This window comes from Dethiobacter alkaliphilus AHT 1, assembly GCF_000174415.1.
GTDB classification, from domain to species: Bacteria; Bacillota; Dethiobacteria; order Dethiobacterales; family Dethiobacteraceae; genus Dethiobacter; species Dethiobacter alkaliphilus.
In genome coordinates this window covers 16,204-38,661 of sequence record NZ_ACJM01000019.1, presented here as the reverse complement: position 1 = coordinate 38,661, position 22,458 = coordinate 16,204, and the positions used below count along the sequence as shown (strand labels likewise).

Below are 22,458 nucleotides of genomic sequence, written 5' to 3'. Positions count from 1 at the left end.
GCATGAAAATTACCCGCGAAGCGGTGGACCATGTGGCCAATCTGGCCAGATTAGAAATAACAGATGCGGAAGCCGATGAGTTTACCATCCAGTTAAATTCTATCCTGGAGTATGCGGATAAACTAAACCGGTTAGATACCAAAGACATTACACCAACAGCGCACGTGATGCCCATGCAAAATGTTTTCCGGGAAGATGAGGTTCACACCTGCCTGCCGCGGGAGCAGGCGTTGGCCAACGCACCGGAAGAAGAAGACGGCATGTTCCGTGTACCGCCTGTAATAGAGTAAGGGGGATTTAATTTGCTGGAAAAGTTAACGGTTGCAGAAGCATTGGACAAGTTAAACAATAAAGAAATCAGTTCACGGGAACTGACAGAGGCGGTATTGTCACGAATTGATTCCGTGGAGGAAACAATCAAGGCTTATGTTACGGTTACACGGCAGGAGGCTTTGGCCAAAGCTGCCCAAATTGACGCTAAACGCTTAAACGGAGAGAAGTTGGGCCCACTGGCGGGAATTCCTGTGGCTCTTAAAGATAACATGTGCACCAACGGTATCCTAACTACCTGCTCCTCAAAAATGCTACATAATTTCCTGCCACCCTATGATGCCACGGTGACGGAACTATTGCAGGACGCTGGCACGGTGTTGGTGGGTAAAACTAATATGGATGAATTTGCCATGGGTTCATCAACGGAGAACTCTGCATTTTTTACCACCCGTAACCCCTGGGACGTAAAGAGGGTACCGGGGGGCTCCAGTGGTGGTTCCGCCGCCGCCGTAGCTGCCGGTGAAGCCACTTTTTCCCTGGGATCCGATACCGGAGGCTCCATTCGCCAACCTGCAGCATATTGTGGTGTGGTGGGCATGAAGCCCACTTACGGCCGTGTTTCCCGCTACGGCGTGGTAGCTTTTGCTTCTTCGCTGGACCAGGTGGGGCCTGTAACAAAAGACGTAAAAGACTGTGCCCTGGTGATGAACGCCATCGCCAAGTACGATCCGCGGGACACCACCTCTGCAGATGTTCCCACCCCGGATTACACCCAAGGGTTGGACGGCAATGTAAAGGGTATGAAAATCGGGGTGCCCAAGGAATACTTTGTGGAAGAAATCGACCCCGGCATTAAAGATACGGTGCGCAAAGCCATCGATGTTTTGGTTTCCCTGGGTGCGGAGGCAGAGGAAATTTCACTGCCGCACACACACTATGGTATACCGGCCTATTATCTCATTGCGCCGGCGGAAGCTTCCAGCAACCTGGCCCGTTTTGACGGAGTTCAATACGGATTCCGTGCCGAAGGTGCCGACAGCCTGATTGAAATGTATAAAAAGACCCGCAGCGAAGGATTCGGTAGCGAAGTTAAACGCCGCATCATGCTGGGGACATACTCCTTAAGCTCCGGCTACTACGATGACTATTACCTGAAGGCGCAAAAGGTCAGAACCCTGATTAAGCAGGATTTTGACGAAGCCTTTAAAAAGTATGATGTAATTATCACACCAACCACCCCCAACACCGCCTTTGTGTCCGGCACCGTTGAAGACTTACTCTCCATGTATTTAAATGATATCTGCACCATCGGTGTCAACATGTCCGGCTTGCCCGCACTGTCAGTTCCCTGCGGCTTTGCCGAAGGGTTGCCGGTGGGCATGCAATTTATCGGTAAAGCTTTTGATGAAGCTACCATTTTAAAAGCAGCTTATGCCTATGAGCAAAACCGCGGGGTAAAAATTGACTTGCCCGAGCTTTCCGGCAAAGGGGGTGCGGCCCAATGACAAATTATGAAACGGTAATCGGCCTGGAAGTCCACGTGGAACTGGCTACCAAAACAAAAATATTTTGTTCCTGCCCCACCGAGTTCGGCAAAGAGCCCAACACCCATGTTTGCCCGGTATGCCTGGGTTTTCCCGGTACCCTTCCCGTTTTAAACAAACGGGTTGTGGAATATGCCATTATGGCCGGCCTGGCTCTAAACTGTGAAATTCCCAGAATGTCCAAGTTTGACCGCAAAAATTACTTCTATCCTGATTTGGACAAGGCCTATCAGGTTTCTCAGTTCGATCAGCCGGTGGCTGTTAACGGTTATCTGGATATTGATGTGGACGGCCAGACCAAGCGCATTCGTGTAAACCGGGTCCACATTGAAGAAGATGCGGGCAAACTGGTTCATTCAGATTTCGGTGACTACTCGCTGGCCGACTATAACCGTGGCGGTGTACCCCTCATTGAAATTGTCTCCGAAGCAGATATGCGCTCCCCGGAAGAAGCAAAAGCCTATCTGGAAAAGTTAAAAAGTATTATCCAGTATACCGGCGTCTCCGATGTAAAAATGGAGGAAGGCAGCCTGCGCTGCGACGCCAACGTTTCCATTATGCCACAGGGCAGTACAGAGTTTGGCACCAGAACGGAAATCAAAAACATGAACTCTTTCCGTGCGGTTCAGCGCGGAATCGAATATGAGGTGGAGCGCCATAAGGATGTGCTGGCCACCGGCGGTAAGTTAATCCAGGAAACACGCCGCTGGGATGAGGACAAAGGTGTAACCTATTCCATGCGCTCCAAAGAAGAAGCCCACGATTACCGCTATTTCCCGGAGCCGGACCTTGTTCCTGTGGTCGTGGAAGAGCAATGGGTAGAAGAGATTCGCTCCGGTCTGCCTGAGATGCCTGATGAGCGCCGCAAGCGCTATGTGGCTGAGATGGGCCTGCCTGAATACGACGCCGGTGTGATTACCGCTTCCAAATCAATGGCCGATTTCTTTGAAGCCGCCGTTGCCGAGTATAAAGATGCCAAAGCGGTATCCAACTGGGTGATGGGTGATATCAGCAGATCTTTAAAAGCGGAGGGCCTGGAGATTCAGGACACTAAGCTTACCCCGGCCCATCTGGTAGCCATGTTAAAGCTGCAGGAAGACGGCACCATCAGCGGTAAAATCGCCAAAACCGTCTTTGAAGAAATGTTTGCCTCCGGAAAAATGCCCGCCGACATCGTCAAAGAAAAAGGCCTGGTGCAGATTACCGACGAAGGCGCCATCGCCGCCATCGTGGATCAGGTCATAGCCGACAACCCTAAACCGGTGGACGACTATAAATCCGGCAACGAAAAAGCCATCGGCTTCTTAGTGGGCCAGGTCATGAAACTCTCCAAAGGCAAAGCCAACCCCGGCCTTGCCAACAAACTACTCAAAGAAAAACTCCAGTAAATGGACAGAGGGACAGGTTTATTTGTCCACAAAATAATATGGACAGAGGGACAGGTTTATTTGTCCACAAAATAAGGCGTGCCGATTGGCACGCCTTATTTTTAGCTAGTAATTTATGCACTGGCTGCTTGGTTTGCAGAAGAGGACTGTGGCTGTCCGTCATCTGAGTTTTTATCCAGTCTGAGCAGTTTGGCGTTGATGGCAACGATGATGGTGCTTAAGGACATGGCAACGGCTCCCACCGAGGGGGAGATAATAATTCCCGCACCATAAAGGACGCCGGCTGCCAGCGGCAGGGCAACGATGTTGTAAGCCGAGGCCCAAAACAGGTTTTGCACCATTTTGCGGTAAGTGGCCTTACCGAAACGAATCAGGGTAACCACATCCTGGGGGTTGCTGTCCACCAAAATTACATCGGCGGTTTCAGCGGCCACATCGGTACCGGAGCCGATGGCTATCCCAATATCGGCTTGGGCCAGGGCTGGAGCGTCGTTGACGCCGTCCCCGGTCATGGCCACCAGTTCACCTTTTTCCTGCAGTTCTTTAACTTTAGTTTGTTTTTTATCCGGCAGAACTTCTGCTTCAAATCCGTCCAGGCCTAATTCTTCTGAAACCTTTTTAGCAGTTTCGTTATTATCGCCGGTTAGCATATGGCACTTAATACCCATCTTATGCAAAGCTTTGATGGCCTCATATGACTGGGGCCTGATTTTATCGGCTAAGCTAATGGCTCCAGCCAGTTTATCATCTATCAGCACATAAACAGTGGTTGTTGCTTCTTCTTTGGTTTCTTTCTGAAAATCGATGTCATGTTCCCGCAGGTAGCCGGGACTGACAACTTTAATGTTTTTGCCGTCAGCCATACCTTCAATACCCTTGCCTTTAAAAGAGTTGAATTCGGATACGTCGGGAATGTCCAGGTCCATGCTTTTTGCCTTTTCCACAATGCCGGTGGCAATGGGATGTTCAGACTCTTTTTCCACCGCCGCAGCCAAGCGAATCAATTCTTTTTCATCATAATCATCTTCAGTGTTAATTCCGGTAACACCAAACTTACCTTCCGTCAGCGTGCCTGTTTTATCAAAAACCACCATTGAAATATTTCTGGCTTTTTCAAACTGTGTTCTGTTGCGGATTAACAGGCCGTTGTTGGCAGAAATGGAGGTGGAGATCGATACCACCAGCGGGATGGCTAACCCCAGTGCATGGGGGCAGGCGATAACCATCACGGCCACTGCCCGTTCAATGGAGAAAGCCACTGATTCTCCGGCCAAAGTCCAGGCAATCAGGGTAAGGGTTCCACCTGTAAGCGCTACAACAGTGAGGACAAAATGTGCTTTGTCCGCCAGCCTCTGGGATCTGGACTTGGTCTTTTGCGCATCCTGTACCAGGTTCACTACCTTTGATAAATACGAATCGTCACCCACACCGGATATTTTTACCTTCACGGATCCTTCGCCATTTACCGAACCCCCGATAACATTATCGCTTTTTTTACGCTCCACCGGCTTGGATTCACCGGTAATCATGGATTCGTCCACATAACTTTTACCGTCAACTATTTCTCCGTCGGCGGGGATTTTCTCCCCGGGCTTTACCAGTACCACATCATCATCTTTTAGCTTGCTGATTTTTACTTCTTTTGTTTCTCCGTCTTCTGTTACCAGATGCGCTGTATCCGGCATAAGCTCCATCAGTTTCTCCAATGCCTGGGAGGCGCTAAGGATTGATTTCATCTCCATCCAGTGACCCAAGAGCATGATGTCAATCAGCGTTACCATTTCCCAGTACAGTACATCACCCGGGAATCCGAAAAATACGGCGGTACTGTAGACATAAGCCACGGTGGTGGCCAGGCCAATCAGGGTCATCATGCCGGGCTGCTTTTTCTTTACTTCGTCCACCAGGCCGGTTAAGAAAGGCCAGCCGCCGTAGAAATAGATGGCTGAAGCAAAGATAAAGAATACCCAGTCGTCGCCGGGAAATTCCAGAGTATATCTTAGCCAATCCTGAAACATGGGAGAAAGTGCCAGGACAGGTATGGAGAGAATAAGGGAAAACCAAAAGCGTCTGCGGAAGTCCTTAATCATCATGCGGTGGTGATCGGTTTCCGAATGTCCACTGCCATGCCCTCCATGACCCCCTGAATCGTGGTCGGCGTGTTCATCATGACCGTTTGAATCATGGTCACTGTGTTTATCATGACCGCCTGAATCATGGTCACCGTGTTCATCATGACTGCCGGACTTATTGTCATGCTCACCTGACTTATGTTCCTCATGGTTATTATCTTTTTCGTGATCTGTCTCCATGGAATGAGAGCTGCCGTTGTGCTTTTTCTCATTCATAAAATGAACCTCCTTTCATTCGTTCCTTAATCAGCTACTTCACCCTGTAGTAAAGAAAACCCTGTTACAAAAGTATTAAAGCCCGGTTTCCCGGGCTGTTAATGTTTTATTAGGATTTAGGTAGCAGTTTCCCCATGTAATACTCATCCACATACACTCCGTCAATAAACAGAGAATCCCTTTTTGTGCCTTCTATTTCATAACCCATCTTTTCATACAGGCCGATGGCTGCTTTGTTAGGCTGCATTACAATTAGCTCCAGGCGGTGAATGCCGTTATGCTGTGCCCACTCATCCAGTGTCTCCAATAAGCGGGTGCCAAGGCCCTGGCCGGTAAACTCCTGCAGTACACCCATGGTAATATAGGCGGTATGTCTGCTTTTTTCATACTCGCCACCCAGGGCACGCAGATAACCCACCAGCCTGCCGTCATTATTTTCAACAACAAAGACGGTCTGATTGTCACGGTTTAGCACAGCTCTGATTAGTTTCCGTTTCTCTGCCACCGCAGTTTCCCGCTCACCCGATTCCAATAACATAAACTGCGTTTCTTCTTCGATGGTTTTTTGCAAATCAAGAAACAATATGGCATCATCTTCACGAATTTCCCGGATGATCAACTGGCATCACCTTTCACATTTAGTCCAACAGGGAGAGCATTTTGTCAGCATCTGTAACAGGAGCCTGGCAGGAGAAGTTGCGACAGACATAAGCGGTGGCCTTTCCTTCTATACTCTGCTGCCGGCGGGTATAAGGCGCCAATTCCTCAATCTCTTTGGCCTTTTTGCCGCCTGGGTGGAGAACCACAACTTTATTGGGAACAAAGGTGCTGCATAGTTTTTGCAGCATGTCTTTGGTATCCTGGGCCTGTGCTTCCCCGGCAATAACTATTTCCAGGGACGGACCCGCCATGAAATTAATGGCTGAGAGCATCTGAGTGTACCCTTGCGGTACTTTTTCTATTTCATCAGTGAAGGCGCGGGCTATTTTCTCAGCTATTTGCTCCAGTTCGGTATTACCGGTGATTCTGCCCAAGCGCAAATTATTCATGGCCGCCACCGAATTGCCGGAAGGTACAGCCCCGTCATACAGTTCCCGGTGCCGCACCAGCACATCTTCGGCATCATCTGCGGTAAAATAGAAGCTGCCGTTATCATGGTCCCAAAAGTGTTTAATCATGGTCTTATTTAAAGAGAGCGCTTCTTTTAAGAAGTCGGTGTCAAATGTGGTTTCATAAAGCTCTATAAGCCCCCAGACAAAAAACGCATAATCATCCAGATGGGCCGGTAAAGATGCTTCATCTTCACGAAAACGTTTTAACAGCCGGCCGTCTTTTTTTAGATGGCTAAGAATAAAGCCTGCCGCTTTCTTGGCACTTTTGTTATAGTTTTCGTCGTTTAAAATCCGTCCGCCCATGGCCAGTGCCGCTATCATCAAGCCGTTCCAGTCGGTAAGAATCTTATCGTCTTTGTGAGGATGGATTCGTTTTTTTCGTACTGCGAACAACTTTTGCCGCATGGCTTCCAGTCTGTCTTTTAGCTCGTTTGGTTCCAGCGATAACTCTTGGGCCAGCTCCTGATAAGTTTTTCTCAGGTGAGGGATGTTTGCGCCTGTTTTCTTACCTGTTGTCTCATCTGTAAAATTCCCATCTTCACGAATATTATAGGCGGCGTTAAAAATAGCTGCATCTGCTTCACCCAGAATATGGACAATCTCATTTGTCTCCCACACATAAAATTTGCCTTCTTCGCCTTCACTGTCAGCATCCTCTGCAGAATAAAACCCGCCCTGCGGTGATGTCATATCCCTCAGTACATAGCCAAATATCTCCCGGGCTGTTTGGGCATAAACTTCTTTTCCAGTGGCCTGATAAGCTTCCAGATAGGTAACAGCAAGCAGCGCCTGGTCGTAGAGCATCTTTTCAAAATGAGGCAAAAGCCATTCCCTGTCCGTTGAGTAGCGATGAAAACCAAACCCGATATGGTCATATACTCCACCCCTTGCCATGGCCAGCAGAGTTTTCTCCACCATCTCCAACGCCTTGGCATTTCCACTTCGTTTCCAATAACGCAGTAAAAATGTCAGGTTGTGCGGTGAGGGGAACTTGGGCGCATAGCCAAAGCCGCCGTGATCCGGGTCAAAACGACCTTCCAGCTTGGCAAAGCCGCCCTGCAGTGCCTCTTCCCCCGGCAAATCTCCCGGTGTGACCTTGCTCATGGCCTGCAGGCTGGTCATCACACTGTCTGCCGTACTATTGATTTTATCCCTGGATGTCTTCCACAGCATTTCTATGCGCTGCGCAAGGTCTATAACACCCATTCGTCCAAAGCTGGTCTTTTTGGGAAAGTAAGTACCGGCAAAAAAAGGCCTTTTATCCGGTGACATGACAATAGTTAACGGCCAGCCACCGCTGCCGGTCATTGCCTGACACACTGCCATATAAATATTATCAATATCGGGGCGCTCTTCACGGTCCACTTTAATACATACAAAAACACGGTTTAGCTCACGGGCCACTTCCTCATCCTCAAAAGACTCCCGCTCCATTACATGACACCAATGACACGTGGAATAGCCCACCGATAAAAAGATGGGCTTGTCCTCGTTTTTAGCTTTCTCAAATGCCTCATCACCCCAAGGATACCAGTCCACCGGGTTATAGGCGTGCTGCAAAAGATAAGGCGATTTCTCATCAATAAGGCGGTTTGCCTTTTGGTTTTCTGTATTATTCAACCCTATCAACCTCCTTGGCTTTAGGGTACACCAAATATGCTGTTATTAAATGACATTAAGCTTAACAGATACAGGAAACTTTAAAAAACACAGAATTAGTAAGGGCTATAAAACTGTGGTTCCACACTTTTTACATGGTTGCGCAAATTCCCATATGAAAAAGGATTCAGGTATTTAAGCAGTGGACAAGGAGATTGTTGTAAATACAACAAATGTGTTGTATAATTAGGTTAATGAGCAGTGTGAGGTTTTTAAAAATGAATGTGTATACATACACAACTTTGGGCGGAAAAGATATAATAAGAGAATATCTCGACAACCTTCCCCGTGGAGAAAGTGCCGAAGGTTATTATATTATTGAGAGATTAGAATACGAAGGGGTTCCTTTTCTGCAATCATTAAATACCAGGCAACTCGAGGGTAAACTATGGGAAATAAAATTTCGCAGGCATAACCGGATTATGTATATTCTGATAGATATAGATAATATTTACCTGTTGCATGCCTGTAAAAAACAAAAAGGGAAAGCAGAGAAGTTTGAGCTAGAAACAGCAAAGAAAAGAAGTAAAGAGATTCTGAAGTAAAGTTAAAGAGGGTGATTTTTATGCCGTTTAAAAAGATAGATACAAAAAAGATAGTAGAAGAAAAAAACAGAAAGACCCGCTTTTTGCAGAGGCCTATGACGAAGTAAAGCAGGAGTATGAGTTAATCCGCAAGATTGTCAGTGTTCGAAAGGAAAAGAACCTGACACAGCGGGAGTTGGCTGAAAAAGTAGGTGTGAAGCAGCAGGTTATTTCCAGGCTTGAACGTGAAAAACATATTCCTACGCTGACTGGGTTTATAAAAATACTAAATGGCCTGGATCTGGAGCTAAATGTGGTTGAAAAACAGGCGCCCTATGTGACAAAAAAAGAATTGTCACAGAATAAAAAAGAAAACAGGTAGAGCCACTACAGCTTTACCTGTTTTTTATGTGTTTAACACAAACAGGAGACAGTCCCAAATCAGCGAAAATATCATTAAAAGAGAAAACTTTTAACCTTCTGTGAGGGTATTAATAGTGAAGGCAGCACCCGGGTGATGAAAGGAAAGGAGGATTGGGATGGATCAGGAATTGAAGCAATTGTTTATGGCCGGCGACAAGAAGTCTTTTCAGGAACTTTATAATCTGCTGATAGACAGTACTTTAAGAACAGCGGTGGTCATTACAAAGAACGAAGAAATAGCCAAAGATGCGGTACAGGAAACATTTATCCGAATCTATAAGAACAGGCACAGCTTTGATGTAAATAAAGCTTTTCAGCCTTGGTTTTACCGGATTCTGACCAATGAGTGTAACCGTTTGATGAAAAAGGAGTCTAAAATCCTTAACTTAAACAAACCCATGGATGATGAAGAGTACAAATTGGCGGCCAAGACTGAGGAAGATTATAGTGATTTATACGAAGCAATTCAGTCATTAAAGGATCTTTACCGAATCCCAATCATATTAAAGTATTTGCAGGGCCTGTCGGAAAAAGAGATTGCAGAAACCTTAGTATTAAACCAAAACACGGTGAAAACCAGGTTATATAAAGGAAGGGACCTGCTAAAGAGCAGGCTCAAAGAAGACTGTGAAGGAGGTTCTCGCTGTGGATACTAACAAATTTGCAGAGAAAAAAATCACCGAAACACTTATGAGCAACAGCGAAGTTTCCGCTGAGCTAAAAGATGAAATCTGGAGCAATATTGACAGTGAATTATTCTCTAAAAAGGAACAGGGAGAGATGGTTATGATAAAAAAGCAAAATCGGTTTCTGAAATTCGCTGTAACTGCAGCAGTTGTCGGGCTTCTTTTCATAGGAGCACAAACGGAAACAGGGCACGCCTTAATAAATCAGGTAAGAGAGATGTTTCAGCCTGAAAGAGACATTGTCCAAACCATTGAGGGGCAACAAGAGGATACTAATTTACAGTTGAATGAAGGCAGCGAATCAGCCTATGTCATCTATGTGGACGAAGAGCGGTATCAGCTGGTGGGCGGCGATGAAAGTGATATGATTAAACCCACAGAAGCTCTACCCGACATCTATCCTGAGGTATCTATGGAAATTAAGCAGGCGGCAGATGTAAGTCCGGAAGAACTTATCAAAGAACTTGAAGGCTCTCTGCAGGAAGAGTTTGAAAATGTCTCAGCTCCGGCAAAGGTGGATAGTCCGGTATCCGGTTGGGTAGTCAACGGTTATACAGGCAGCGAGTGGGATAGCCCGGTAATAAAAACTTATGTGGTAAGCAACGGGCAGGAAGGCAGTTTCATCATCACCCAGCGTTATTTCCTGGAAGCAGAAGAAGGCCATGGCCAACGCTTTGAAGAGATGCTCAAAGAGTTTTATATAGTTGAAAACCCTGAACTTTAGTAGCTTTGACTCCAATGCCCCCGCCTTTTGGCGGGGGCATTATTTTGGGGACAAAATCAGTGGATATCTGTGAAAAGCTTGACATTGGGAAGGAATCGATTTAATATTAAAATAATTCAAAAGGTTCATGGTAGTTTTGTAAAACGGTAGCAGCGTAGTATGGTAGAGTTTGACTTTTTTTTTAATCGGGTAGAACAGTAGAACGGTAGGGGATAGCACAAACTGGCGCCCTACGGGCGTTTTTTTGCTGCCCTCCTTCCTAAAGGAGGCTTTTTGTATGCACTTTTTGATTGATGGAAGTTAGAAATAGACCTATCTGGTAAAAGATGCGATGATTTTACATTTGGGAGGTCTGATAATGAAGAATAGGCTTTTACTTATTGTATTTATCTTAGCGCTTATTGTGTTTGCCGCAGGATGCGCAGATACCGGAGAGGCAACCGGCGTGGAAGACGGCGAAGAGAAGCCGCAGAGTTGGAACCTGCAGTTTGCAACCTTTTGGCCGTCTGTTCATTTTCAGGTGGAGGGTGGCCACAAGGTCTGGGCAGAGGAAATTTCCCAGCGAGTGGCAGCAGAAACCCCCCATACAATAAATTTTGATTTTCACTACCAGGGTTCTCTTTTAGGACCCACTGAAATCTATGAAGGTGTTGCTTCCGGTGCTGCCGATATCGGTTCCACCGCACCCATGTATACCATGGGAATGTTCCCTCTGACCATGGGGTTGGAGCTGCCGGGTTACAACAATGATAATGCGTTGGTAGCCTCATTAACCATGTATGAAGCCTGGAAACAATCTCCCCATTTACAGGCGGAATACGAAGATGTGGAAGTGATGTTCCTGTGGGCAACGGGTCCCGGCGACTTTATTACCAATAAACCCATTCGGGAGTTGGAAGACTTGTCGGGACAGCAAATCCGGGCTGCCGGCGGTTCCGCCATGGCCATTACCGAGCTGGGTGGCACTCCCGTTTCCCTGCCCATGTCCGATGCTTATGTGGCGCTGGACAACGGCAATGTGGACGGTATCCTGGGACCAACCGATACCCTGGATGGCTTCAGGTTGGCAGAAGTGACGCAATATATCACCAAAACGCCTTTTGTGGGTTATAACGTTGTTTTTGCCAAGGTGATGAATCAGGATACCTGGAACTCCTTTCCGCCTTCTGTACAGGAAATATTTAACGAAGTTAATGAAAAGTACATTGTGGAGTACGGCAAGCTGTTTACCGATTATACCGCGGAAGGGCAGCAATTTGCCGAAACAGAGTTTGGTCATGAAGTTATTGAACTGGAAGCGGATGAACGGGAAAGATGGATGGAAAAAATTCTACCTATTCCCCGACAGTGGGTGGCAGATACTGAAGCGGACGGCCTGCCCGGTCAGGAAACCTATGACCTGTTTATAGAACTGGATGCCCGATTCTCAGAAGAATACGGGGATTACGGCAGATAAGTGACGGTAGCCAGTTTGGTATGAGAGGGGGCAATATTTGTGGAAAAGATTGAGAAATTCGTTAAAGCACTGACCCTGAGAACAGCACAGGTCTCCCAGATTGCGTTGGTTTTTACCGTGATTATCGTGGTTGCCAATGTGGTTTCGCGGCGGATATGGAGTCCTATCCCAGGAACTGTGGAGCTTGTGGAGATGTCCGGGGCCATACTGCTGGCTATGGCGGTAGCTTATACAGCAATAAATAAAGGCCATATCATGGTTGGGGTGTTGGTGGAGCGCTTTCCGCCGCGCATTCAGGCCATTGTGGATCTGGTGGTTAATGCCATTGCCCTTTTCTTTATTTATCTTCTGGCCCGGGAAACATTTGTGTACGCCGGCAGAATGATGGAACGGGGCTACTCCACCGGGCTCTTGCGTTTGCCCATTGCGCCATCCATTTATCTGGTGGCGGTAGGTTTTGCCATGTTGGGGTTGGTACTTCTTTTGGATTTTCTCAAAGCAGCAATTATCGCGGTAAAGGGGAGTGAAAGCAATGGCGCTAATTGACATTATTTCAATTCTTGTCATCTTTATACTTCTCTTTGCCGGCATGCCTGTGGCTTACGTGATGCTGGTGGTGGGAATGGCCGGATATGCTTATCTAACCACCCCGGCGGCCATGTTCTCAATTTCGGTCCAGACCATGTATAACACCTTTGCTTCTTATTCGCTAATTGTTATTCCACTGTTTGTCTGGATGGGCTACATTGCCTATCATGCCGGGTTAAGTTCCCGGATTTATGACGCAACCTATAAACTGATGGGCAGATCCAAGGGAGGCCTGGCCATTGCCACCATTGGAGCCTGCACAGCTTTTGGTGCAATTTGCGGCTCCACCACCGCAACTGCTGCAACCATGAGCGCCGTTGCCCTGCCGGAGATGAAAAAGTACTCTTACGACCGTTCCTTTGCTACGGCCACCGTGGCATCCGGCGCCATACTGGGTGTCATGATTCCGCCCAGTGTGATTTTCATTCTTTATGGCATTGCCTCCGGTCAGTCCATTGAAAAGCTTTTTTTGGCCGGTATTTTCCCAGGGTTGTTATTAATGGCGTTATTTATGCTGGTAGCTTATGTCCAGGCCTCCCGCAATCCCGACCTGGCTCCTCCCGGCACCGCTGCTCCCTTGGGTGAAAAACTCAAAGCCGTTGTTAGCGGCGGTGTAGAGGTTATTATCATTTTCATTGCCGTCATTGGGGGCTTGTTTGCCGGTTATTTCACGCCAACGGAAGCGGGAGCGGTGGGAGCGTTTTCCACACTGATGGTGGCTCTGCTCAGACGACGTCTTACGTGGCAGGGGTTTCTTGATTCCTTAAACGATTCGGTACGCATTTCGGCCATGATTATGTTTTTGGTGGCGGGAGCAGCGGTATACGGCCGTTTTCTGGCCATCACCGGACTTCCCGCCGGCCTGGCAAGCTGGGCGGTGGAGCTTCCTCTGCCCCCGGTGGCCATCTTGGCTATTATTCTGGTCATTTACCTGATCCTGGGCTGCTTCATCGATGCTTTGGCGTTGATTTTGCTGACGGTACCCATCTTTTACCCCGTTGCCATAAACCTGGGATTCGACCCTGTCTGGTTTGGTGTTATTATCGTACTGGCCTTAGGGATGGGGGTAATCACTCCACCGGTGGGCGCCAATGTGTACGTGGTTGCCGGGGTGGACAGGGAAACTCCGGTTATGAGCATATTCAGAGGGGTCTGGCCCTATCTGTTTGCAATTTTTGTCTGTATTGCCATTCTGACGGCTTTTCCTCAGGTTGCCCTGTTTTTGCCCAACGCTTTGTAACGGGCTGCCAGTGAAAAGATGGTTTTATAGGTCAAAACATTAAAAGCAAAACATCAAGAGGAGGTGCAGGTCAACAAAAGTCAGCAGTTCAGGTAGTGCGTTGCAGGCAGTATTATTTTTGAGTAGAACGGTAAAACGGTAGGGGGTATAATGTTGAAGAGAAAAATTAAGTTGTTAGTACTTGTTTTGACAATAGGAGTCCTGTTGTTTGCCGCCGGGTGCGGAGAAGAGGGCCAAGCTACTGATGTCGAAGCCGGAGAAGAGAATCCGCAGAATTTGAATCTGCAGTTTGCCACCTTTTGGCCGGCGGTGGACTTTCAGGTAACAGCGGGCCATGAAGTTTGGGCCGAGGAGATTTCAGAGCGCGTGGCGGCGGAAACTCCTCATACAGTAAATTTTGATTTCCATTACCAGGGTTCCCTTTTGGGCCCCACGGAAATTTATGAAGGGGTTGCCTCCGGAGCCGCAGACCTGGGCTCCACCGCCCCCATGTATACCATGGGAATGTTTCCTTTAACCATGGGGTTGGAGCTGCCGGGTTACAATAATGACAATGCCTTGGTTGCTTCATTAACCATGCACGAAGCGTGGAAACAGTCTGCAGATCTTCAGGCTGAATACGGTGATGTGGAAGTGATGTTCTTCTGGGCAACGGGCCCCGGCGACTTTATCACCAACCGGCCCATTCGGAATTTGGAAGATTTGTCCGGACAACAGATTCGGGCGGCCGGTGGTTCGGCCCTGGCCATAACCGCACTGGGAGGCACTCCCGTCTCCCTGCCCATGTCCGATTCCTATGTGGCGCTGGATAACGGCAATGTGGACGGGCTTCTGGGCCCCACCGATACCCTGGAGGGCTTCAGGCTGGCCGAGGTGACACAATACATTACCAAAACACCTTTTGTTGGTTACAACGTGGTTTTTGCCAAGGTGATGAACCGGGAAACCTGGAATTCACTTCCGCCTTCAGTCCAGGAAATTTTTAACGAGGTAAACGAGAAATACGTTGTGGAGTACGGTAAGCTGAGAACTGATTATACAGTGGAAGGACAGCAGTTTGCCGTAGAAGACTTCGGCCATGAAGTTATCGAACTGGAAGAGAACGAATTACAAAGATGGCTGGAAAAAATCATGCCCATCCCACAGCAGTGGGTTGCAGATACGGAAGCTGACGGTCTTCCCGGACAGCAAATCTACGACCTGTTTGTGGAGTTGGATGCCATATATTCCGATGAATATGGAGATTATGCCAAATAAGTTGCTGAACCACGGGAAGTCCCGTGGTTCATTTTTTTTTTGTAAAAATTATAAACTGAGTGGATGATTACATCACAACAAAATAGCATCTCCGTTAATACTAAGAAATGAAAGGAGTGTTGCTATGACAATAAAGAAAAGCATTTTGACCGCTGCTTTGGTGACTTCTTTGGCCGCCGGTTCTGTGGTTGCTGCTCCCACGGTGAATGTATCGCCAACTCCGCTTGCCGGTACACTAAAAGTGGCGGAACTTTGCCGTGAGCAGCGCGATCCCATTAAAATGCTGGAGATGAAAAAGGAAAGAGTACAGCAGAAATATAAAGCCGGTGAAATCACCAGGCAGGAAGCCGATGAACTCACCGCAAAACTGGATGCCAAGATAAAAAAAGTGGAAGAGTTTAATCAGCTAAAACCTGAAGATAAAAAAGAGTGGCTGTTAAACCACTTAACAGAAAAGGTAAACCGGAAAGTTAAGGAAGGTAAGATCAGTGAAGAAAAGGGCCGGGAACTGGTTGAGCATTTCACGGAAAAAATCAATGAATGGGACGGCAAGGGTTACCCTGATTTAGGGAAACGCCGCAGGTAGTAAAATAAAATCCGCCGGGTTTCCGGCGGATTATTCACGGTTCTGATTTTTCTTTGCTTTTTCAATTTCTGAGAAAAAGCGCTTACGGTTTTGTTGGATTTGTCTTTTCATTTTCACATCGGTGGAGAGTTCACCGCCAAAAAACAGCAGGAACAGAATTACCGGTACCAGAGACATTATTCTGATGGGAAAAGTGCCAAAAAGCAAATTAAACCCGATTAAGCCCCAGTTAAGCCAGGCCAGATATTTTACCTTGATAAAGAGCAGGAGCGGATAGTCGGGATAGATTCTGGCAAATCCTAACAAGAGGCCCATGTTGATAAAGGCGGCATTAGCCACGCTACCTGTAATAAAGGAAGCAATTACTGTTGCCAGGATTCCGGCCAGGTAGAAGACGTTGAACTTAAATGTTCCCCATTCATGCTCCAGGCCGGTACCCAACCTGTAGTAGAAGAACAGGACAAAAAAAGCAAAAAGCATGCTTCTTGTGGGCGGAATAAAAATAAATGAGATTAAGCGCCATACTTCCCCCTCCATCACCAGAACCGGATGCATAGCCAACAGAGAAGGAATCCGGGGGTCCATCTGCATTAAAAGAAATATTAGCGCATTTCCCAGCACAATAAACTGCATAAGATTCTGTATGCCATAGCGGCCGTATTTGCGTTCCAGTTTGTTAATCCACTTCATAAAGGACTCCTTTTTCGGTTATTAATCTAGAGTACTATTCTACAAACGGCGCCATAGTCCTTTTAAAATGGCTGATTTTCGCCTTTTACATAGTTAGCGCCTGTTTGGCTACATTAAGAAAGCAAATAACTTGTCTGAACATAAGAACAATGGGGTGTATAGATGTCTGAAATGCAGGCGGTAGAAATCAGGTGCTTTGGCAAGTTGCGTAGAGTTCACGACGAAAGGCAGTGGCCTGTTCCCTATTACTATACCATAAAAAAAGAATGTTCAGCTGCTGAACTGGTGCAAATGCTGAATTTATCAGAGGAAGAAGTGGAAGCGGTATTTATCAACGGCAATGTCACTGCTTTGGAAAAAGGCCGAATCAAACCCGGTGACCGGGTAGGTATAATTCCTTTCGGCACACCCGGTGCCGTTAGGCTCTTATTGGGAATAAAGCAGCCCCAAAAAGAGTAAATTCATATTTGGTTAATATGTATTATCTAGTATATGCAGGAAACAGAGGCAGTTTCATATAAGTATAGAAAGTCAGAAAATTAATAGAGGAGGCAGTAAACATTGGAAAAGATACGTGTAGGCATCGTTGGCTACGGTAATCTCGGCAAGGGAGTCGAGTTGGCTCTACAGCAAAGCCCTGATTTTGAACTAACTGGCATATTTACACGGCGGGCGCCGGAAACAATGCAATCTGTAACCGGTAATGTGCCCTTTTTCCACATAGATACGGCAAAGGATTATGTGGGAAAGATTGATGTGATGATTTTATGTGGCGGTTCGGCCACCGATATACCGGAACAGGGCCCCCATTTTGCCGCTATGTTTAATACTGTGGACAGCTATGATACCCATGCAAAAATTCCCGAATATCATGCATCCGTTGATGAAAAGGCCAAACAGAACGGTAACACAAGTGTGATTTCCACCGGTTGGGACCCAGGCCTGTTTTCCCTGAATCGGATGATCGCCGAAGCCATTCTCCCGGTGGGCAAAGAGTATACATTCTGGGGTAAAGGGGTAAGCCAGGGCCACTCCGATGCCATTCGGCGCATTGAAGGTGTAAAAGGCGGTGTACAGTACACCATTCCCATGGAATCGGCTCTGGAGCGGGTCCGGGCCGGAGAAGATCCGGAGCTTTCCACCCGCGAAAAGCATATGAGGGAATGCTTTGTGGTGGCAGAAGATGGGGCGGACAAGGATAAGATTGCCGAAACCATTAAAACCATGCCCAACTATTTTGACGAGTATGAAACGGTGGTTCACTTTATCAGTGAGGATGAGTTGAAAACAGAACATGCCCGTATGCCCCACGGAGGTTTTGTTATTCGTAGCGGTAAAAGCGGCCGGGACAGCAAGCAAATTATTGAATTCAGCCTTAAGCTGCAAAGCAATCCTGAATTTACAGCCAGCGTGTTGGTTGCCTATGCCCGGGCGGCTTACCGCCTGAACAAAGAGGGGCAAAGCGGTGCCAAAACGGTTTTTGATGTAGCACCTGCATATTTGTCACCTAAGAGTACGGCTCAGCTGATGAAAGAATTACTGTAGCACAAAAAAATGTTCCGGTTTCTGCCGGAACATTTTTTCATATTTGTTTTGTTCATTTTGGTCGCAAATTAAAAAATGCACAAACATAAATCTACAAAATTCCCCTTGTATGCACTTTGAAAATAGGATATCCTAATGTTCGTGCATAAAAAACATTAAGCATACATAGTTATATAGTTTGGGGGGTGTTTTTACCGTGCTGGCAAACGAACTAACGGAATATAGTGCTCAGTCTCCGGTTTGTCTGAAAAGTGTTCCGGATATTTTGGAGCTGGAAAGGGCAAAGCTGCATTTTATTGTTACGGAATATGGTGTGGATAGCCCACAGGCCTTGCGACAAAGCAGAGTTGTAGATAACCTTATCCTGATGCAGATGAAGAAACGCTATAAATATGTCCGCTAGAAAAAGAGTGGCTGCAGTAAATGCAGCCGCTCTTCTTTATACTGCTAGGAAATTACAACGCTTTGCAGTTAGCAAAGCTGCTAAGGAAACCAGTATCAAAAGCACGCGTTAGAATAATTTACTGGTTATGCAGGGAAAGGGTCAGGTTTGGAGAAACTTAGCATAAACAAACATGAAAGGGTGATTAAAATGTTTTGCCCTAAATGTGGGAAAGAGCATGAAGAGATTAAGGCTTGTCCCGATTGTTATACATCCCTAGTGGAAAAAGCCGATAATCTCCGAACTAAGCAGGATGCCGAAGGGGAATATGTGGAGTTGGTGACCGTGTTTGTCCCTGGCGATACTGGTGAGTTAATGCTGGCTAAATCGATTTTGGAGGATGCAGGAATTCGTTACCTGGCTAAGGGTGAAAGGGTGCAAAAGTGGGGGTTCAATGCGGTTACCGGTCCGGTAGAAGTGCAGGTGGCGGCTCAGGATGCGGATGCGGCCAGAGAACTGCTGGAAAATCTGAAATAAAAAGAAGCGGGAGTGCTGACAAATCAGCACTCCCGCTTTTTCTATTCTGCTTTACAAAGTTTTATTATATCCTGATTTTTAAAGCGGATCAGGATTATTAAAGGGATTAAAGCTAAAGCGCCGGAGAGCCAAAACGGAGCGTGGTGACTGAGATTTAACAGATAGCTAAATAGCGGCGGCCCAACGGCTACACCGAAAAAACGGATGCTGCCGTACAGAGACATGATGCCGCCGCGCTCTTCTGTGGGCGCACAGTTTGTCACCAAGATAGTCAGCGAAGGGATAACCAATCCACCGCCTAAACCCATGACAAAGGCGGCGGCGAGGAAGAAATAGATTCTTTCCATATAGGGGATGGCTACAGCTGACGCTCCCAGCATAATGATGCCGGCGATTACAAAATATTTCAGGCCGTCTGTTTTTTTCTGCAGATAATACCCCGACCCAAATGAGCTGATGGTCCAGGCCGTTACAGGAATGGCGATAATTATACCTTTTATTATGCCGGTCATGTCATAGCGGGTCTCCAGCACATCGGAGAGATAGGCCAGAACACCAAAAAGAATTAGAAACGACACCCAGGCGGTAAAGTAGCTGACCCAAAGAAACTTGCCGTTTTTGGTAAAGATTTTCTTTAAGTCGGAAAAATATTTTTTAAAAGGTGTTTTGGGCTTGTTGTCCGGCTCAGAGATGATAAAAAGCACACCTAATAGAGCAGGTATGGCAAAGCCCAGGTAAAAGAAGAAGGGCGCAAACCAGGCAATGAGGGCCAGGGCCGCACCGAGGATGGGGCTGATTACTTTGCCAAAGATGTTGGCAGCTTCAATCAAGCCCAGCGCTTTAGCCCTCTCTTCGGTGGTAAAAATATCACCCACCAGTGCCATGGCAATGGGAGACATGCCGGCAGCGCCTATGCCCTGTACAACCCGGCTGGCTAGAATTATGGAAAAGATGTGGGGGTTGTCGGAGAAAAGGGCTAAAAAGCCAATAAAGCTGCCGCCCAGGCCGTATAACGCCAGGGCCACAATAATGACGGACCTTCTCTGGATATGATCGGAAATAAAGCCGAATACCGGTATAAAGATGCTGGCGGCCACCGAATAATAGGTGACAAGTAGTGCAACCTGAAACAAAGAGATGTCCAGAGCATTGCGAATTAGCGTAAATACCGGAATTATCATGGAATTGCCAAAAACCATGATAAAAGTAACAGAGCTGAGGGCGGTTAATTTCCATTTCGTCTGAGATCTCATGGTTCACCTCTATATGCTGACGCTGCTAAATTGCGCAATCAGAGCGCTAAATATACAGCTGCTGTGAAAATAAGATGTGGGTGTTGGGGAAAGCTAATTATTAGAAGAACAGGGGGGAATTTGCTTGAAGATACAACAGAACGCGGGGCTTGCCAAAGACAGTCTGAAAAAGATGTGTGGTGTGTCCGTGATGGAGGCCGCGTTGGTCTGGGAGTTGTTGCTGGTGAGCAGGAAGTTTTTAGTGTTTAGCAGGCAGAGTCAAATAAGAGCACAAAGCAACGAAGTTAAAGCTGTTCTTGAACAGAGGGTAAAATACCTTAAAAAACAGAATGGCTGCCTGGAGGAAATTCTGCAAAATTCAGGTTTGCCGGTGCCGAAAACGTATCCAGTGGATGGGGAAAAAATAGCTTTTATAGATGAGGCCAGTATTATCCGCGGGCTTTTGCATCAGGTATGGGAGCGCCTTACCGGCCTGGGTTATGTAATTCGCTCTTCGGTCACAGGTTTGCCGCTGCGGTTGGTGGCGGCAGAGTTTATGACTGAGGAGATGCAGCAGTTGGAGGCAATTTGTGCCGGGATAAAAGAGCAGTGTTTGGTCAAATAATATAGGCAATACAGAAGGGGGCAGGTTTAATGTTTCAAGTAGGCAATGTCCATATTGGTAAAGCAGAGACAACTACCCAACCCACCATATCAATAATTGAAGCGGGGATTTTGTGGAACATGTTGTCGGCACGGTACAAGTGCATTGAAGAAACAAATATCTACTTTAATTATGCCCATGATAAAGAATTTAAAGAGATAATTTCCCGTATGGGCATGGCTATGCTAAACAAGCATATTACCGATATGGAAAAACAGTGTGAAATATTTGGCGTGCCCATGGTTAAAAGGCCTCCTAAAAGCACTGTTCAGCAGGGAGATAATATGAACTTTTCCGACCAGTTTATGTTTCGGCAGATTTTTGAGGGATGCCAGCATTTTCTTTGTGTTTTGGCTGACTGTATCGCAAAAAGTGTGCACAATGATGCTCTAAGGGACATGTATATTGATCATTATAATGGTGAGCTTGAAATTTTCAATAACTTATGCAAATACGGTAAAATGAAAGGCTGGTTGGAGATCCCCCCAATCTATAAGCCTAATTAGTCAAGGAGGAATGAACGATGGTAAAGAATGCTATGACTGCAGATTACCTGCGCTCTGCCTATGGCGGTGAAAGTATGGCCCATATGCGCTACCTGATCTGGGGCGAGGCGGCAGAGAAGGACAAAAAGCCCAACATCGGCCGGCTGTTCAAAGCCATCGCCTATGCCGAATGGGCCCACGCCCGCAATCATTTCCAGGAGCTAAAAGAACAAAAGGGCGACTTTACCGTGCCTGCCGGCGCAGTTTTTGGCCATACAGATACGGTGGAAAACCTGCAGGGCGCCATTGACGGCGAATTGCATGAGGTGGAGCAGATGTATCCGGTTTTTATGGAAGTTGCCAAATTCCAAAATGAGAAAGGAGCGGAGCGCTCTTTTCACTGGGCCGTTGAAGCAGAAAAAATCCATGCCAAAATGTTTAAGGATGCTCAAGACGCAGCTAAGCAGGGAAAGGATATGGAATTGGGGCCTGTCTATGTCTGTTCAGTCTGCGGCCATACCACAGCAGACAATCTGCCGGATAAATGCCCGGTTTGCGGAGCCAAGCAGGAAAAATACCAGCATTTTGTTTAAGTAAGAGCACCGCCAGTGATGGCGGTGCTTTTTAGGTGCGCACATGGGCTTTGGTCAGTACAAGAACCGCTGTGAGAACAGTGTGGGTTCCGGTGGCCAGCAGCCCGGTCCACAGCACGTTCCAGCGAAAACTTTGCCACATCCCCACCTGTTCCAATAGATACTGAACAACCATTGAACCCACGGCAAAGAGCAGCACATAGCCGATAACATTATACCAGCGTTTATATTTGGGAAAATAAGCGGCAAAAATGATTGTGGGCGGTATCCAGGCCAGGGGAGTAAACAGGGTTGTAAACCCCAGGATTACCGGATCCCCTGTAACTTCCCAGTATTGTAAGAAGAACTGAAACGTCCAGATTACAATCACCGCCAGGCCCACTCCCAAAAAAATTCCAAAGGGTAGATATGCTCTGATTTTTTTTACGGGTACCAAAAAGAATAGGGCTACAAATAAGAAGACGGTGAGAAGCAGCCAGAGAAACCATAGATTTGCTCCAATTGTCACTGTGATCCCCCTCA

The 22,458-nt window shown here is 47.0% G+C and carries 24 protein-coding genes and 1 pseudogene; 19 read left to right on the top strand and 6 right to left on the bottom strand.

Annotation, left to right across the window (positions count from 1 at the left end; genetic code table 11):
* Positions 1-2 precede the first annotated feature (2 nt).
* Genes gatC through gatB form a run of 3 tightly spaced genes read left to right on the top strand, consistent with a single transcriptional unit; the run spans position 3 to position 3,205 of the window.
* Positions 3-290 carry an Asp-tRNA(Asn)/Glu-tRNA(Gln) amidotransferase subunit GatC gene (gene gatC, locus DEALDRAFT_RS13855; protein ID WP_008518559.1) on the top strand — a complete coding sequence of 96 codons (288 nt, stop codon included), beginning with the start codon at positions 3-5 and terminating at the stop codon, positions 288-290.
* Positions 291-302: 12 nt separating this feature from the next.
* Complete coding sequence (gene gatA / locus DEALDRAFT_RS13850) at positions 303-1,778, top strand: Asp-tRNA(Asn)/Glu-tRNA(Gln) amidotransferase subunit GatA (RefSeq protein WP_008518556.1); 1,476 nt, start codon at positions 303-305, stop codon at positions 1,776-1,778.
* Positions 1,775-3,205 carry an Asp-tRNA(Asn)/Glu-tRNA(Gln) amidotransferase subunit GatB gene (gene gatB / locus DEALDRAFT_RS13845; protein ID WP_008518554.1) on the top strand — a complete coding sequence of 477 codons (1,431 nt, stop codon included), beginning with the start codon at positions 1,775-1,777 and terminating at the stop codon, positions 3,203-3,205. Before gatA ends, gatB begins: the two co-directional genes overlap by 4 nt.
* 113 nt (positions 3,206-3,318) lie before the next feature.
* Here gatB and DEALDRAFT_RS13840 read toward each other — a convergent pair whose 3' ends face one another.
* From DEALDRAFT_RS13840 to DEALDRAFT_RS13830, 3 genes are all read right to left on the bottom strand, one after another.
* Complete coding sequence (locus DEALDRAFT_RS13840) at positions 3,319-5,553, bottom strand: copper-translocating P-type ATPase (RefSeq protein WP_008518552.1); 2,235 nt, start codon at positions 5,551-5,553, stop codon at positions 3,319-3,321.
* A 109-nt stretch (positions 5,554-5,662) separates the two neighbouring features.
* A complete protein-coding gene (locus DEALDRAFT_RS13835; RefSeq protein ID WP_008518549.1) occupies positions 5,663-6,172 on the bottom strand; it encodes a GNAT family N-acetyltransferase in 510 nt (169 codons plus the stop codon).
* 19 nt (positions 6,173-6,191) lie between these two features.
* On the bottom strand, positions 6,192-8,285 hold the full coding sequence (locus tag DEALDRAFT_RS13830; protein ID WP_008518548.1) for a thioredoxin domain-containing protein: 2,094 nt from the start codon (positions 8,283-8,285) through the stop codon (positions 6,192-6,194).
* A 257-nt stretch (positions 8,286-8,542) separates the two neighbouring features.
* Between DEALDRAFT_RS13830 and DEALDRAFT_RS13825 the strand changes: the two genes are divergently transcribed.
* The 9 genes and pseudogenes from DEALDRAFT_RS13825 to DEALDRAFT_RS13780 all read left to right on the top strand — a co-directional run bounded on the left by DEALDRAFT_RS13825 (position 8,543) and on the right by DEALDRAFT_RS13780 (position 15,808).
* Positions 8,543-8,869 (top strand): type II toxin-antitoxin system RelE/ParE family toxin, encoded by a 327-nt coding sequence (locus DEALDRAFT_RS13825; RefSeq protein ID WP_008518546.1) that lies wholly within the window; start codon positions 8,543-8,545, stop codon positions 8,867-8,869.
* Between the two features lie 106 nt (positions 8,870-8,975).
* Positions 8,976-9,230 (top strand): annotated as a pseudogene (locus DEALDRAFT_RS13815) (helix-turn-helix domain-containing protein); the annotation flags it as partial.
* Positions 9,231-9,387: 157 nt separating this feature from the next.
* The gene (locus tag DEALDRAFT_RS13810; RefSeq protein ID WP_008518543.1) at positions 9,388-9,927 is read left to right on the top strand and encodes an RNA polymerase sigma factor; all 540 of its coding nucleotides are present in this window, start codon (positions 9,388-9,390) and stop codon (positions 9,925-9,927) included.
* On the top strand, positions 9,917-10,681 hold the full coding sequence (locus DEALDRAFT_RS13805; protein ID WP_008518542.1) for a hypothetical protein: 765 nt from the start codon (positions 9,917-9,919) through the stop codon (positions 10,679-10,681). Before DEALDRAFT_RS13810 ends, DEALDRAFT_RS13805 begins: the two co-directional genes overlap by 11 nt.
* A 358-nt stretch (positions 10,682-11,039) precedes the next feature.
* Entirely contained in the window at positions 11,040-12,137 is a 1,098-nt protein-coding gene (locus tag DEALDRAFT_RS13800; RefSeq protein ID WP_008518540.1) for a TRAP transporter substrate-binding protein, read from the top strand.
* A 39-nt stretch (positions 12,138-12,176) separates the two neighbouring features.
* Positions 12,177-12,683 carry a TRAP transporter small permease subunit gene (locus DEALDRAFT_RS13795; RefSeq protein WP_008518539.1) on the top strand — a complete coding sequence of 169 codons (507 nt, stop codon included), beginning with the start codon at positions 12,177-12,179 and terminating at the stop codon, positions 12,681-12,683.
* Entirely contained in the window at positions 12,670-13,965 is a 1,296-nt protein-coding gene (locus tag DEALDRAFT_RS13790; protein ID WP_008518536.1) for a TRAP transporter large permease, read from the top strand. The genes DEALDRAFT_RS13795 and DEALDRAFT_RS13790 overlap by 14 nt, the downstream gene beginning before the upstream one ends.
* Before the next feature lie 150 nt (positions 13,966-14,115).
* On the top strand, positions 14,116-15,222 hold the full coding sequence (locus tag DEALDRAFT_RS13785; protein WP_008518534.1) for a TRAP transporter substrate-binding protein: 1,107 nt from the start codon (positions 14,116-14,118) through the stop codon (positions 15,220-15,222).
* A 124-nt stretch (positions 15,223-15,346) separates the two neighbouring features.
* Entirely contained in the window at positions 15,347-15,808 is a 462-nt protein-coding gene (locus DEALDRAFT_RS13780) for a hypothetical protein (RefSeq protein WP_008518532.1), read from the top strand.
* A 30-nt stretch (positions 15,809-15,838) separates the two neighbouring features.
* Here DEALDRAFT_RS13780 and DEALDRAFT_RS13775 read toward each other — a convergent pair whose 3' ends face one another.
* On the bottom strand, positions 15,839-16,498 hold the full coding sequence (locus DEALDRAFT_RS13775; RefSeq protein WP_008518531.1) for a rhomboid family protein: 660 nt from the start codon (positions 16,496-16,498) through the stop codon (positions 15,839-15,841).
* A 162-nt stretch (positions 16,499-16,660) separates the two neighbouring features.
* Between DEALDRAFT_RS13775 and DEALDRAFT_RS13770 the strand changes: the two genes are divergently transcribed.
* From DEALDRAFT_RS13770 to DEALDRAFT_RS13755, 4 genes are all read left to right on the top strand, one after another.
* A complete protein-coding gene (locus DEALDRAFT_RS13770; protein WP_008518529.1) occupies positions 16,661-16,957 on the top strand; it encodes a pyruvate kinase in 297 nt (98 codons plus the stop codon).
* A gap of 102 nt (positions 16,958-17,059) precedes the next feature.
* Entirely contained in the window at positions 17,060-18,043 is a 984-nt protein-coding gene (locus tag DEALDRAFT_RS13765; protein WP_008518527.1) for a diaminopimelate dehydrogenase, read from the top strand.
* Between the two features lie 196 nt (positions 18,044-18,239).
* Positions 18,240-18,446, top strand: a complete 207-nt coding sequence (locus DEALDRAFT_RS13760) for a hypothetical protein (RefSeq protein WP_008518525.1) — start codon at positions 18,240-18,242, stop codon at positions 18,444-18,446.
* Between the two features lie 189 nt (positions 18,447-18,635).
* Positions 18,636-18,962, top strand: coding sequence for a putative signal transducing protein (locus DEALDRAFT_RS13755; protein ID WP_040379177.1), 327 nt, complete (start codon positions 18,636-18,638; stop codon positions 18,960-18,962).
* A gap of 41 nt (positions 18,963-19,003) precedes the next feature.
* On the opposite strand, the gene DEALDRAFT_RS13750 is transcribed toward DEALDRAFT_RS13755, so the two are convergent.
* Positions 19,004-20,215 carry an MFS transporter gene (locus DEALDRAFT_RS13750; protein ID WP_008518522.1) on the bottom strand — a complete coding sequence of 404 codons (1,212 nt, stop codon included), beginning with the start codon at positions 20,213-20,215 and terminating at the stop codon, positions 19,004-19,006.
* 124 nt (positions 20,216-20,339) lie between these two features.
* Here DEALDRAFT_RS13750 and DEALDRAFT_RS13745 point away from each other — a divergent pair, with 124 nt between their 5' ends.
* From DEALDRAFT_RS13745 to DEALDRAFT_RS13735, 3 genes are read left to right on the top strand one after another with little or no spacing between them, the layout of a single operon-like run.
* Complete coding sequence (locus tag DEALDRAFT_RS13745; protein WP_008518519.1) at positions 20,340-20,819, top strand: YvdQ family spore coat protein; 480 nt, start codon at positions 20,340-20,342, stop codon at positions 20,817-20,819.
* A gap of 29 nt (positions 20,820-20,848) precedes the next feature.
* Entirely contained in the window at positions 20,849-21,364 is a 516-nt protein-coding gene (locus DEALDRAFT_RS13740; protein WP_008518518.1) for a DUF3231 family protein, read from the top strand.
* Positions 21,365-21,381: 17 nt separating this feature from the next.
* Complete coding sequence (locus DEALDRAFT_RS13735; protein ID WP_008518515.1) at positions 21,382-21,936, top strand: rubrerythrin family protein; 555 nt, start codon at positions 21,382-21,384, stop codon at positions 21,934-21,936.
* A 31-nt stretch (positions 21,937-21,967) separates the two neighbouring features.
* Here the strand turns inward: DEALDRAFT_RS13735 and DEALDRAFT_RS13730 are convergent, their stop codons facing one another.
* Entirely contained in the window at positions 21,968-22,444 is a 477-nt protein-coding gene (locus DEALDRAFT_RS13730; protein ID WP_008518513.1) for a hypothetical protein, read from the bottom strand.
* Positions 22,445-22,458 lie beyond the last annotated feature (14 nt).

Coding starts and splice junctions, on each gene's coding strand:
- DEALDRAFT_RS13770 (WP_008518529.1), top strand. CDS start 16,661: ATGTCTGAAATGCAGGCGGTAGAAATCAGGTGCTTTGGCAAGTTGCGT.
- DEALDRAFT_RS13840 (WP_008518552.1), bottom strand. CDS start 5,553: ATGAATGAGAAAAAGCACAACGGCAGCTCTCATTCCATGGAGACAGAT.
- DEALDRAFT_RS13825 (WP_008518546.1), top strand. CDS start 8,543: ATGAATGTGTATACATACACAACTTTGGGCGGAAAAGATATAATAAGA.
- DEALDRAFT_RS13810 (WP_008518543.1), top strand. CDS start 9,388: ATGGATCAGGAATTGAAGCAATTGTTTATGGCCGGCGACAAGAAGTCT.
- DEALDRAFT_RS13780 (WP_008518532.1), top strand. CDS start 15,347: ATGACAATAAAGAAAAGCATTTTGACCGCTGCTTTGGTGACTTCTTTG.
- DEALDRAFT_RS13790 (WP_008518536.1), top strand. CDS start 12,670: ATGGCGCTAATTGACATTATTTCAATTCTTGTCATCTTTATACTTCTC.
- DEALDRAFT_RS13755 (WP_040379177.1), top strand. CDS start 18,636: ATGTTTTGCCCTAAATGTGGGAAAGAGCATGAAGAGATTAAGGCTTGT.
- DEALDRAFT_RS13785 (WP_008518534.1), top strand. CDS start 14,116: ATGTTGAAGAGAAAAATTAAGTTGTTAGTACTTGTTTTGACAATAGGA.
- gatC (WP_008518559.1), top strand. CDS start 3: ATGAAAATTACCCGCGAAGCGGTGGACCATGTGGCCAATCTGGCCAGA.
- DEALDRAFT_RS13800 (WP_008518540.1), top strand. CDS start 11,040: ATGAAGAATAGGCTTTTACTTATTGTATTTATCTTAGCGCTTATTGTG.
- DEALDRAFT_RS13775 (WP_008518531.1), bottom strand. CDS start 16,498: ATGAAGTGGATTAACAAACTGGAACGCAAATACGGCCGCTATGGCATA.
- DEALDRAFT_RS13735 (WP_008518515.1), top strand. CDS start 21,382: ATGGTAAAGAATGCTATGACTGCAGATTACCTGCGCTCTGCCTATGGC.
- gatB (WP_008518554.1), top strand. CDS start 1,775: ATGACAAATTATGAAACGGTAATCGGCCTGGAAGTCCACGTGGAACTG.
- DEALDRAFT_RS13740 (WP_008518518.1), top strand. CDS start 20,849: ATGTTTCAAGTAGGCAATGTCCATATTGGTAAAGCAGAGACAACTACC.
- DEALDRAFT_RS13750 (WP_008518522.1), bottom strand. CDS start 20,215: ATGAGATCTCAGACGAAATGGAAATTAACCGCCCTCAGCTCTGTTACT.